This window comes from Streptomyces thermoalcalitolerans, from assembly GCF_039525155.1.
GTDB classification, from domain to species: Bacteria; Actinomycetota; Actinomycetes; order Streptomycetales; family Streptomycetaceae; genus Streptomyces; species Streptomyces thermovulgaris.
Map to the genome: position 1 here is coordinate 1 of NZ_BAAAHG010000088.1, position 11,368 is coordinate 11,368.

General features: G+C 72.4%; 10 protein-coding genes. 8 read left to right on the plus strand and 2 right to left on the minus strand.

Annotated elements, in window-relative coordinates; translation table 11 throughout:
- The first annotated feature begins 250 nt into the window (after nt 1-250).
- Nucleotides 251-1,135, plus strand: coding sequence for a biotin--[acetyl-CoA-carboxylase] ligase (locus ABD224_RS27975; RefSeq protein ID WP_344054868.1), 885 nt, complete (start codon nt 251-253; stop codon nt 1,133-1,135).
- Nucleotides 1,136-1,403: 268 nt separating this feature from the next.
- Nucleotides 1,404-2,567 carry an adenylate/guanylate cyclase domain-containing protein gene (locus ABD224_RS27980; RefSeq protein ID WP_344054870.1) on the plus strand — a complete coding sequence of 388 codons (1,164 nt, stop codon included), beginning with the start codon at nt 1,404-1,406 and terminating at the stop codon, nt 2,565-2,567.
- A 15-nt stretch (nt 2,568-2,582) separates the two neighbouring features.
- Here ABD224_RS27980 and ABD224_RS27985 read toward each other — a convergent pair whose 3' ends face one another.
- Nucleotides 2,583-3,335: a hypothetical protein gene (locus ABD224_RS27985; protein WP_344054872.1), complete on the minus strand. Its 753-nt coding sequence runs from the start codon at nt 3,333-3,335 to the stop codon at nt 2,583-2,585.
- A gap of 219 nt (nt 3,336-3,554) precedes the next feature.
- Here ABD224_RS27985 and ABD224_RS27990 point away from each other — a divergent pair, with 219 nt between their 5' ends.
- The 3 genes from ABD224_RS27990 (at nt 3,555) to hutH (ending at nt 7,312) form a co-directional block, all read left to right on the plus strand.
- Nucleotides 3,555-4,349 carry an enoyl-CoA hydratase/isomerase family protein gene (locus tag ABD224_RS27990; RefSeq protein WP_344054885.1) on the plus strand — a complete coding sequence of 265 codons (795 nt, stop codon included), beginning with the start codon at nt 3,555-3,557 and terminating at the stop codon, nt 4,347-4,349.
- Between the two features lie 140 nt (nt 4,350-4,489).
- Nucleotides 4,490-5,659, plus strand: coding sequence for a GGDEF domain-containing protein (locus tag ABD224_RS27995; RefSeq protein ID WP_344054874.1), 1,170 nt, complete (start codon nt 4,490-4,492; stop codon nt 5,657-5,659).
- A gap of 114 nt (nt 5,660-5,773) precedes the next feature.
- Nucleotides 5,774-7,312, plus strand: a complete 1,539-nt coding sequence (gene hutH, locus ABD224_RS28000; RefSeq protein WP_344054887.1) for a histidine ammonia-lyase — start codon at nt 5,774-5,776, stop codon at nt 7,310-7,312.
- A 216-nt stretch (nt 7,313-7,528) separates the two neighbouring features.
- Here hutH and ABD224_RS28005 read toward each other — a convergent pair whose 3' ends face one another.
- Nucleotides 7,529-7,885, minus strand: coding sequence for an LPXTG cell wall anchor domain-containing protein (locus ABD224_RS28005; RefSeq protein WP_344054877.1), 357 nt, complete (start codon nt 7,883-7,885; stop codon nt 7,529-7,531).
- 109 nt (nt 7,886-7,994) lie between these two features.
- Here ABD224_RS28005 and ABD224_RS28010 point away from each other — a divergent pair, with 109 nt between their 5' ends.
- The 3 genes from ABD224_RS28010 to ABD224_RS28020 all read left to right on the plus strand — a co-directional run.
- Nucleotides 7,995-8,378: a hypothetical protein gene (locus ABD224_RS28010; RefSeq protein ID WP_344054879.1), complete on the plus strand. Its 384-nt coding sequence runs from the start codon at nt 7,995-7,997 to the stop codon at nt 8,376-8,378.
- A gap of 219 nt (nt 8,379-8,597) precedes the next feature.
- Nucleotides 8,598-9,836, plus strand: coding sequence for a L,D-transpeptidase (locus ABD224_RS28015; RefSeq protein WP_344054881.1), 1,239 nt, complete (start codon nt 8,598-8,600; stop codon nt 9,834-9,836).
- Between the two features lie 140 nt (nt 9,837-9,976).
- A partial coding sequence (locus tag ABD224_RS28020) for an ABC transporter permease (RefSeq protein WP_344054883.1) occupies nt 9,977-11,368 on the plus strand: 1,392 nt, incomplete at its 3' end.

Here is an 11,368-nt window from a genome sequence, read left to right on the forward strand (position 1 = left end):
GTGCTGTTTTTCCACCGCGCGCTGCGAGCCGGCGTGCGTGGCCTGCCGGATACGGCGCCGCAGATCCGCCAGCTTGCCCGCAGTCGTATGAATGTCGGTCTCTTGACGCTCTTCCGGCTCGGACATCGGGATCGCTGCTCCCTGCCTGCTCGCAATGCCTGCCCATGAGGGGGGACGGTCGTTCGTCCGCACAGTAGTGGGGGCCCCGCTGTTCGGCGGTGCGGTGTTCACCACATCTAGTGTGGCTTGCATGACGCCTCGATATGCAGCAGACGACGGCTCGGAGAGCACCCCGCGGGGCAGCCGCTGGTCCGATCTGGACCGCCCGCCCCTGAACGTCAGGGCCCTGCGGCGCGGGCTGATCCGTCCGGGTGGCCTGTGGTCCGAGCTGGACCTGGTGCAGCGCACCGGCTCCACCAACTCCGACCTCGTGGCCCGGGCCGCCGCCGGCAAGGCGGCCGAGGGCGCCGTCCTGGTCGCGGAGGAGCAGACCTCCGGCCGGGGCCGCCTGAACCGCCCGTGGACGGCTCCGCCCCGCTCCGGCCTGTTCTTCTCGGTTCTGCTGCGGCCCCATGAGGTCCCGGTGGCCCGCTGGGGCTGGCTGCCCCTGCTCACCGGAGTCGCGGTCGCCACGAGCCTGTCCCGCACCGCCGGCGTCGACACGGCGCTGAAGTGGCCCAACGATCTGCTGGTCACGGTCGGCGGCGAGGAACGCAAGGCCGGCGGCATCCTCGCCGAGCGGGCGGGCGACGACGCGATGGTCGTCGGCGTCGGGGTCAACGTGAGCCTGCGGCAGGACGAACTGCCGGTCCCCCAGGCCGGTTCGCTGGCCCTGGCCGGCGCGGTGGGCACGGACCGCGATCCGCTGCTGCGGGCGATGCTGCGTTCCCTGGAGGACTGGTACGTGCGGTGGCGCGCGGCGGGCGGCGACCCGGCGGCGAGCGGCCTGCAGGAGACGTATGCGGCGGGCTGCGCCACGCTCGGACGGCAGGTCCGCGCGGAGCTGCCGGGGGACCGGTCGGTGGTGGGGGAGGCGGTGGCGGTGGACGGGGACGGCCGCCTGGTCATCGCCACCCGGGAGGGGGTGCGGGAACCGGTGGGGGCGGGCGACATCGTCCACGTGAGGCCCGCGTGAGAGCTGTCCTCCGGGCGCGGGGGCGCTCGGGCCGGGGCGGCACGGGCCGGTCCCCGGCCTTCGGGGGCAAGGGTGTGCAGGCCGGTCGAAGGACCGGGCACAGTCCCCTTCGGGGGGCGGTCGCGGCGGCAAGATGCCAGGTCGATGCCCCTTGTGCCACCCTGTGTGCCACCTCCTGGTGCAACCTGACCGAGTGAGCTGGCGCACAGCTGCCGTAGAGTTGAGGCCGGTCGGTACCTGACCGCGGCAGATCGGAAGGGCAGCAGGCGTGACTGTCGACGACACGGGCTCCGGCGCGGACGCGGAGGGCCGGGAGGAGCCTCCCCCACGCTCGTCTCCGCACGAGCGGGGGGAATCCCAGTCCGCCCGCTCCGAGGAAGACCCTCTTGCGCTGCGCCTGGAACAGCTGATCCTGGGCGCGGAGCGGCGCTACACCCCCTTCCAGGCGGCCCGCAGCGCGGGCGTCTCCATGGAGCTGGCCTCCCGCTTCTGGCGGGCCATGGGGTTCGCCGACATAGGGCAGGCCAAGGCACTGACCGAGGCCGACGTCCTGGCCCTGCGCCGGCTCGCCGGTCTGGTCGAGGCGGGGCTGCTCAGCGAGGCCATGGCCGTGCAGGTGGCCCGGTCCACCGGGCAGACCACGGCCCGGCTGGCCGAGTGGCAGATCGACTCCTTCCTGGAGGGGCTGACCGAGCCTCCCGAGCCGGGCATGACGCGCACCGAGGTGACGTACCCGATCGTCGAGCTGCTGCTGCCCGAGCTGGAGGAGTTCCTGGTCTACGTCTGGCGCCGCCAGCTCTCCGCCTCGGCGGGCCGGGTCGTGCAGGCCGCCGACGACGAGGAGATGGTCGACCGGCGTCTGGCCGTCGGCTTCGCGGACCTGGTCGGCTTCACCCGGCTGACCCGCCGGATGGAGGAGGAGGAACTCGGCGAGCTCGTCGAGGCCTTCGAGACGACCGCGGCCGACCTGGTGGCGGCGCGCGGCGGCCGGCTCATCAAGACGCTCGGCGACGAGGTGCTGTACGTGGCCGACGACGCCGGTACGGCGGCGGACATCGCCCTGCGGCTGGTGGAGACCATGGCGAACGACGAGACGATGCCCGAGCTGCGCGTGGGCATGGCGTTCGGCACGGTGACCACCCGTATGGGCGATGTGTTCGGGACGACCGTCAATCTGGCCTCCCGGCTCACCTCCATAGCCCCGCGCGACGGTGTGCTCGTGGACAGCGCCTTCGCCGAGGAGCTGATCCGCACCAAGGACGCCCCGGCCTCCGAGGAGGAGGCGGCCGAGGCCGTGGCCACCGCCGAGAAGGAGGGCGAGGAACCGCCGGCGTACCGCTTCGCGCTGCAGGCGATGTGGCCGCGGCCGGTGCGTGGACTGGGCGTGGTCGAACCCTGGCTGCTCACCCGGCGGAACGGCGACACGCCGTAGGGGCGCGGCGGCGCCTCAGTGGGCCGCCGCACCGATCTGGACGCCGACGCACAGCCCGAGGAGCGGGAGGCACAGCCCGTTCCCGCCTCCGCCGCTGCCTTTGCCGCCGTTCTCGCCGGACGCGGGCGGCGTACTGCGGCTCGGGGCCGGTGCGGGGCGTGAGGGCGGGGCGTTGGGGCCGGGTGGTTCGGGTGTGCCGGCGGGGGCCCGGTGCTCCGGCGGACCGGGGACCTCGGCAGTCGCCGTGGGACCGGCGGTGGGGCCTGCGGTGGGACCGGGGACAGGACCGGCGGGGGGACCGGCCGTGGTGCCGGGCGAAGCGGTGGACGCGGACGGGGCCGCGGTCGCGGACGCGGCTGCGGACGGGAGCGCGGACGCCGTCGGCGCAGGGCTCGCCCCACCCGGGGGAGCGGTCGCCGGGGAAGCGACCACCGAGGCGACGGCCGCCGGCCCGGCCTCGACCGGGCCGGAGGCCTCGGCGGACCCGCCGCTGCCGGTGTCCGTGCGGGGCCAGGCCTCCGCACGGCCCGGGCCGCCGTCTTCGTATCCGGGGTGTTCGGGCATCGGCCGCAGAAGGCTCAGCAGCCCGACGGCCACCGCGAGCCCTCCGACGGCCAGCAGCGCCTTGCGGGGGCGGGGCCTGCGATGACGTCCGCGCGTCCGGAGACCCCGGGGACGGGTCCGCGCGCCGTCTTCGACCGGGTCGTCCTGCTGCGCGGTGGCCGTGTCCGTGTCCGCCGTCCGCACGGTGGCCGTGTCCGTCGTCATGGCAGTCCTCCCCGATGCACTTGCCGATGCACTCGCGCCCCCACTGCGCCGTGAGGGACGCACGTTATGCGCTCTCGTGGGGGTTCGGTGAAGGTTGGGCGGGATGTCACTCGAACGGGGGGTCGGAGTTCGACAGCGGGCGCGTAGTGACCCGACCCCCCTGCTCCTGTTACGTTGTTAACCCTCGTTAACCAGGAGGGTGTCATGAGCGAGGATGCCGTGAACGAGGAGCGGTTCGGGGAGTTCGTGCTGGTGCGGCGCCACGGGTACGTCGCGGAGCTCGTCCTGGACCGCCCGAAGGCCATGAACGCCGTGTCCACGGACATGGCCCGGTCGATCACCGGGGCGTGCACGGCGCTGGCCGCCGACCGGGACGCGCGCGTGGTGGTCCTGACGTCGTCGCACGAGCGGGCGTTCTGCGTCGGCGCCGACCTGAAGGAGCGCAACTCCTTCAGCGACGCCGATCTGATGCGGCAGCGGCCGATCGCGCGCGCGGCGTACACCGGCGTACTGGAGCTGCCGATGCCGACGATCGCCGCGGTGCACGGCTACGCGCTCGGCGGCGGCTTCGAGCTGGCCCTGTCCTGCGACGTGATCGTGGCCGACCGTACGGCCGTGGTGGGGCTGCCGGAGGTGTCCGTGGGCGTGATTCCCGGCGGCGGCGGTACGCAGCTGCTGCCGCGGCGGGTGGGGGCGGCCCGGGCGGCCGAGCTGATCTTCACGGCGCGGCGTCTGGAGGCCGAGGAGGCGCACGGGCTGGGGCTGGTGGACCGGCTGGTCGACGCGGGACAGGACCGTGCGGAGGCGCTGGAGCTGGGTGCCCGGATGGCGGCGAACTCGCCGGTCGGGCTGCGCGCGGCCAAGCGGGCGCTGCGGCTCGGACACGGACTGGATCTGCGGGCCGGTCTCGAGGTCGAGGACGCGGCCTGGCGCTCGGTGGCGTTCTCGGCGGACCGGGCGGAAGGCGTGGCCGCGTTCAACGAGAAGCGCGCGCCGCGCTGGCCGGGGGAGTAGGCCCGCCCGGCGCCGAGCGGCCCGCCCGGCGCCGTGGTCGCGCCGGCCCCACGGATCACCGGCGGCAGCGGTTGTCACGGTGGTGCATCGGCAGTCGCACCGGCGCACCTGTTTGACTCGAATGTCCCTACTCTGGGGTGATGGGAGAGAACAGGCGGCTGGCGGCGGTCGTGAAACTGGCGCAGGGAATGGCGGCGGCGCACACCCCGCGCGAGTCATGGCGGGCGGCCGCGCTCGGCGCATGCCAGGCGCTGGAGGGGAACTTCGCCGCGCTCTCGGTGTGGGAGCGTGAGCGGGGGCGGCTGCGGGTTCTGGTGAACGTCGGGGAGCTGGCGCCGGGGGAGGAGGAGTTCCCGGAGGACGAGACCTACCCCGTGCACCAGTTCCCGGAGATCACCGAGTTCCTGCACGAACGCTGGGCCGCGGGCGGCGAGCCCAACGCCTGGGTGGAGACCGACGAGGGACCGGCCGCCGGCCGTCCCGGTTACTGCCATCGGCGCGTCACGGCCCTGCGCCGGCGCGGACGCCGCTGCTGCGTGGTCGCGCCGATCGTGCAGCACGGGCGCGCGTGGGGCGAGCTCTACGTCGCCCGCACGGCCGACGCCCCCCTCTTCACCCGCTCCGACGCCGACTTCGCCACCGTGCTGGCCGCCGTCGTCGCCGCCGGCCTCGCCCAGACCGAACGGCTGGAGGAGGCCCGCCGCCTGGCGTTCACCGACGCGCTCACCGGGCTGGCCAACCGCCGGGCCGTCGACGTACGCCTCGAGGAGGCGATCGAGCGGCACCGCGCGGACGGCGTCCCCGTCAGCCTCGTCGTCTGCGACCTCAACGGGCTCAAGAGGGTCAACGACACCCTCGGCCACGCCGTCGGCGACCGGCTTCTCGAACGGTTCGGGTCCGTGCTCTCGCTGTGCGGGGCGATGGTGCCCGGCGCCCTCGTGGCCCGGCTCGGCGGGGACGAGTTCTGTCTGCTCGCGGTCGGCCCGTCCGCCGACGAGGTGGTCAAGGCCGCCGACGAGCTGTGCCGGCGCGCGGCCGAGCTGGAACTGGGGGAAGGCGTCGCCTGCGGGGTGGCCTCCACCGAGGACGACATCGGGCCGGTGCGCTCGGCCCGGCGGCTGTTCCGGCTCGCCGACGCCGCGCAGTACCGGGCGAAGGCCCTGCGTGCCGACAGACCGGTCGTCGCCGGCCGTGAGGGTCCCGAGGACCCGGTCGTCCGCCTGCTCGACGAGCCCCCGCCCGCACCGCTGTCCTCGGCGGAGCGGCGCCGCTTCCGGGGCCGCAGGCCCCCGGAGAGCTGCGGCTCCTGACGAGCCGGAGGACCGCGGTCCTGGGGACCGGAGAGGCCGGGGAAAGCGGGAAACATCTCGCGCTCTCCCCTGGTGACACCCTTGCATTCACTGCGTACGCTCCTGAATATGAATATGCACACTGTGGTGGTGGGGACGTCGGGGGTCACCGTGTCCGACGTTCTCGCCGTGGCCCGCGGCGGTGCCCGCGTCGAGCTCTCCGGCGAGGCGGTGGCGGCTCTCGCCGCGGCCCGGGAGATCGTGGACGCGCTGGCGGCCAAGCCCGACCCCGTCTACGGCGTCAGCACCGGCTTCGGCGCCCTCGCGACCCGGCACATCGGCCGGGAGCTGCGCACCCGGTTGCAGCGCAACATCGTCCGCTCGCACGCCGCCGGCATGGGCCCGCGGATCGAGCGCGAGGTGGTACGGGCCCTGATGTTCCTGCGGCTGAGGACCGTCTGCTCCGGCCGCACCGGCGTACGCCCCGAGGTCGCGCGGGCCATGGCCGACCTCCTCAACGCCGGCATCACCCCGGTCGTGCACGAGTACGGCTCCCTCGGCTGCTCCGGCGACCTGGCCCCGCTCTCCCACTGCGCCCTCACCCTCATGGGCGAGGGCGACGCCGAGGGCCCCGACGGAGTCGTGCGCCCCGCCGCCGCCCTCCTCGCCGAGCACGGCATCCGGCCCGTCGAGCTGCGCGAGAAGGAGGGCCTGGCCCTGCTCAACGGCACCGACGGGATGCTCGGCATGCTGATCATGGCCCTCGCCGACCTGGACACCCTCTACAAGTCCGCCGACATCACCGCCGCCCTCAGCCTGGAGGCACTCCTCGGCACGGACAAGGTCCTCGCCCCCGAGCTGCACGCCATCCGCCCCCACCCCGGGCAGGGCGCCTCCGCCGCCAATATGCTCGCCCTCCTCAAGGGCTCCGGCCTCACCGGCCATCACCAGGACGACGCCCCCCGCGTCCAGGACGCCTACTCCGTGCGCTGCGCCCCGCAGGTCGCCGGTGCCGGCCGCGACACCCTCGCGCACGCCCGGCTCGTCGCCGAGCGCGAACTCGCCTCCGCCGTCGACAACCCCGTCGTCCTGCCCGACGGCCGTGTGGAGTCCAACGGCAACTTCCACGGCGCCCCGCTCGCCTATGTCCTGGACTTCCTCGCCATCGCCGCCGCCGACCTCGGCTCCATCGCCGAACGCCGCACCGACCGCCTGCTCGACAAGAACCGCAGCCACGGTCTGCCGCCGTTCCTCGCCGACGACGCCGGTGTCGACTCCGGGCTGATGATCGCTCAGTACACGCAGGCCGCCCTGGTCAGCGAGATGAAGCGGCTCGCCGTGCCCGCCTCCGTCGACTCCATCCCCTCCTCCGCCATGCAGGAGGACCACGTCTCCATGGGCTGGGCGGCGGCGCGCAAGCTGCGCACGGCCGTCGACAACCTGGCCCGGGTCCTCGCGATCGAGCTGTACGCCGCAGCCCGCGCCGTCGAGCTGCGCGAGGGCCTGACCCCGGCCCCGGCGACCCGGGCGGTCGTCGACGCCCTGCGGCAAGCGGGGGTCGGCGGCCCCGGCCCGGACCGGTTCCTGGCTCCCGATCTCGCCGCCGCGGAGGCCTTTGTGCGCGACGGCCGGCTCGTCACGGCGGCGGAGGCCGTCACCGGCCCGCTGCGGTGAGGCGGTGAAAAGGACGAGAGCGGCGAGAAAGCCGAGAAAGGCGAGAAAGCCGGGAAAGGCGAGAAGCGAGAGAAACGAGAGAAGAGCGAGAAGGGCGGGAAGATCAGGAAGGGCGGGAAGGAGAGGAGAAGGAGAGACGGCCGGTGCCCGTCCTTTCCGGCAGGCCCCGGCCGTCCTCACGCCACAAGTCGCCCAACTCGGCGCAGTTCCGGTCGACTAGAGGTCGAGCCGTTCCTGTCGCACGGAATACACCACGAAACCGGCACCCAGCGCGAGGAAAAGCGTTCCGCCGATGACGTAGGGAGTGGTGTCGATGCTTCCGGTGGCGGCGAGCTCGGTCCCGGAGCCGGCCCCGGTCGTCGCGACCTCGGTCCCGGAGTCGAGCTGGGTCCTGGCTCCCTCCGCCGTCGTGGACACCGGCCGCCCCTGCTCCGTGACCGTCGTCGGCGCGGCCGGACCGGTCTCTCTCGCGGGGGCGTCCACCGAGGCGTTCGCGGAGGGGACGAACCACAGGGCGCCCAGCAGGGTGCCCGCGGCAGTGGCGGTCAGCAACGTACGGCGAGCGGATGACACGGAATATCGATCCCCTTGTGGCGCTGGCGAATTGGCCATGTGGGGTGATGGTAGTGAAAATCTCGGGTCACAGGAAAGTCACGGAAGGTTTGAGCCGTACGCTCCGGACATGAGCACCGCAGAGACATCGCGCTTTGTACGGCTTCGCGTGGAGCTGGTCCTCGAGGTCGCGGACGAGGACGCCCTCGTGGAGGTGGCCCGCCGCCGGATCGCGGAGGACGAGGAGCTCGACCCCGTGGAGCGGAGGCAGGCCGAAGGGGCTGTGACCGAGGACACCGCGGAGGCCCTGGCGTATCTGGTCGACCCCTTCGTACTGACCCAGGGGATGCCGGGAGTCGAACTCCAGCAGGCGTCCTGGTCCAGCGAGCGCATCGAGTACGACCCCGGCGCACCGGGCTGGGAACTGGACGAGGATGATGAGGAGAGGGACGGGGACGACGAGGACGACGGAGGGGAAGCGGACCGCAGGGAGCACCCCGGGTTTCCCGGCTGACCTCGTCCGGATCGTCGGGACCCGGCCGTGACCGCCGCCCGGAACCACCGTTCGGATTTCTTCGTCTCACGGAACGTACCGGCCGGCCCGTCACGACGAACGTGGTGAGGCCCACACACGGGCGGCATGGGAAAAGGGGCGAAACGGTCGTAGCGTTAAAGATCTGCGACGGGGAGCCCGAGGGGTTTTGGGGATCGCCAAACGATGGAGAAGCGTGTGATGACGAACAGTAAGCGGCGCAGTCGCCTGATGGCCGCGTCCGCACTGCTCGGCGGTGTACTGGTGCTCACGGCCTGTTCCGGCAGCAGTGACGCGGCCGGCAACGGCGACTCTTCGCAGGCCAGGGCCGACAAGGCCGCGGCCCAGAAGTCGTCGGAGGCCCAGATCAAGATCACACCCGCGGACGGTTCCAACAACGCCTCCATCAACAACTCCGCCACCGTCACTGTGACCAAGGGCACACTGACGGAGGTCACCATGACGACGGCCGACGGCAAGCCCGTCGAGGGCCGGATATCCGACGACAAGAAGAGCTGGAAGCCCACCGGGCAGCTCGAACGCGCCACCACCTACAAGGTCTCCGCGACCGCCACCGACGCCCAGGGGCGCGCCGCCCACGAGAACGCCTCCTTCACCACGGTCTCCCCGGCGAACAGCTTCATCGGCACGTTCACGCCGGACGACGGCACCACCGTCGGTGTCGGCATGCCCGTCTCGATCAACTTCGACAAGGCCATCACCAACAGGGCGGCCGTGCAGAAGGGCATCACCGTCACCTCCTCCAGCGGCCAGGAGGTCGCCTGCCACTGGTTCAACTCCCAGCGCATGGACTGCCGTCCCCAGGAGTACTGGCAGGAGAACTCCACCGTCACGCTGAAGCTCGCCCTCGACGGCGTCGAGGGCGCCAAGGGCGTCTACGGCGTCCAGCAGAAGACGGTCACCTTCAAGATCGGCCGCAATCAGGTCTCCTACGTCGACGCCAAGACCAAGCAGATGAAGGTCACGCGGAACGGAAAGGTCATCAAGACCATTCCGATCACCGCCGGTGCGCCCGAGAACAAGACGTACGAGGGCCAGATGGTGATCTCCGAGAAGTTCAAGGAGACCCGGATGAACGGCGCGACGGTCGGCTTCACCGACGACGACGGCAAGGGCGAGTACGACATCAAGGACGTGCCCCACGCCATGCGCCTGACCACCTCCGGCACCTTCATCCACGGCAACTACTGGGGCAAGGGCGTCTTCGGCGTGGCCAACACCAGCCACGGCTGTGTCGGCCTGGAGGACAAGCAGGGCGCGAACGACCCCAACACGCCGGGCGCGTGGTTCTACAACAACTCGATGATCGGTGACGTCGTGGTCGTGCGGAACACCGGCGACCGGACCGTCGCCCCGGACAACGGCCTCAACGGCTGGAACATGAGCTGGGAGCAGTGGAAGGCCGGCTCGGCGATCTGACGGTTTCCCGGGGTTTCCCGGAGGCCGACGGCCCTCGCGCAGCATGACCGGTGCCGCCCCTCGGGGCGGCACCGGCCTTTTCATCGTTCTCTCAGGCCGGCCTTACGGCTCCATCAGAGTGCGTCCCTACCGTGCGGCGCATGTTCTTCACCTGTCTGAGGCGCGAGCTGCGCCGCCGCAGAAAGACGGCCCTCGTGGTCGCTTCCGGTCTCGCACTGGGCATCGCCCTTGTCATCGTGGTCACTTCCGTGTCCCACGGCATGAGCAGGGCGCAGGACAAGGTCCTGCAGTCGTTGTACGGGCTGGGCACGGACATGACCGTCACCAAGGCGGCCGCGCCTCCCTCCGACGGCGGGCAGCGTCCGCGCTTCCGGTTCGAGGCGAAGGACGACGGCTCCGCGGACACCCAGAGCAGCGACCTGGTCATGACCCAGGGCTTCGCCACCCTGCCGGCCTCGACGGTCACCCAGGTCGCCGACCAGAAGGGCGTCTCCTCGGCCGTCGGCGGACTGAACCTCCACGTGGTGAAGGTCAGCGGGCAGTTCACCCGCGGCCGGCTCCAGCAGGACGGCGGTAAGCAGCGCGGCGGGCCGGGCGGCGGGCCGCCGGTGAGGATCGAGGGCGGCGGCGCCGACTTCGACGTCAACCACTACACGGTCTACGGCACCGACGTCACCCGGCCGGAGCTCGGCCCGCTGACCTCCTCGAAGATCACCAGCGGCCGTGCCTTCAGGACCACCGAGACGAACGCCGAGGTGGCCGTCGCCGACGCGGCGTACGCCAAGGAGAAGAAGCTCAAGGCCGGCAGCACCGTCACCATCAAGGGCGTCACCTACAAGGTCATCGGCATCGCGACCGCCAGCAGCGGGGACGCGGCGGCCGACCTCTACATCCCGCTGCGGCAGGCGCAGACGCTCAGCGGCGAGAAGGACAAGGTCACCACGATCTACGTCAAGGCGACCGACTCGCAGCAGCTCGACGCCGTCAAGAGCGCCATCCGGAAGAACGTCCCGGGAACCACGGTCACCACCTCCAGCGATCTGGCCAAGACCGTCTCCGGCTCCCTGTCCACCGCCGCCGAGCTGGCCACCGGCGTCGGCACCTGGCTGTCGGCCGCGGTGCTGGTGGCCGCGTTCCTGATCGCCGGACTGCTCACCTCCTCGGCGGTCTCCCGCCGGGTGCGCGAGTTCGGCACGCTCAAGGCGCTGGGCTGGACGTCGGGCCGGGTGACCCGGCAGGTGGTCGGTGAGGCCGTCGTCAACGGCCTGGCCGGCGGAGCCCTCGGCATCGCGCTCGGCCTGGCGGGCGCGTACCTGGTGACCGCGGTCGGCCCGGTGCTGCAGGCGCGACTCGGCGGCCCCCTGGGCGGGCCGGCCGGCCCCGGCGGCGGGAGAGCCGTCCTCGGCGGCCCCGGAGGGCCGACCGCGACCTCGCTCGAGGTGGCGCTCACCGCGCCGGTCAGCGCCACCACCATCGCCCTCGCGGTCGGCCTGGCGGTGACCGGCGGCCTGATCGCCGGCGCGTTCGGCGGC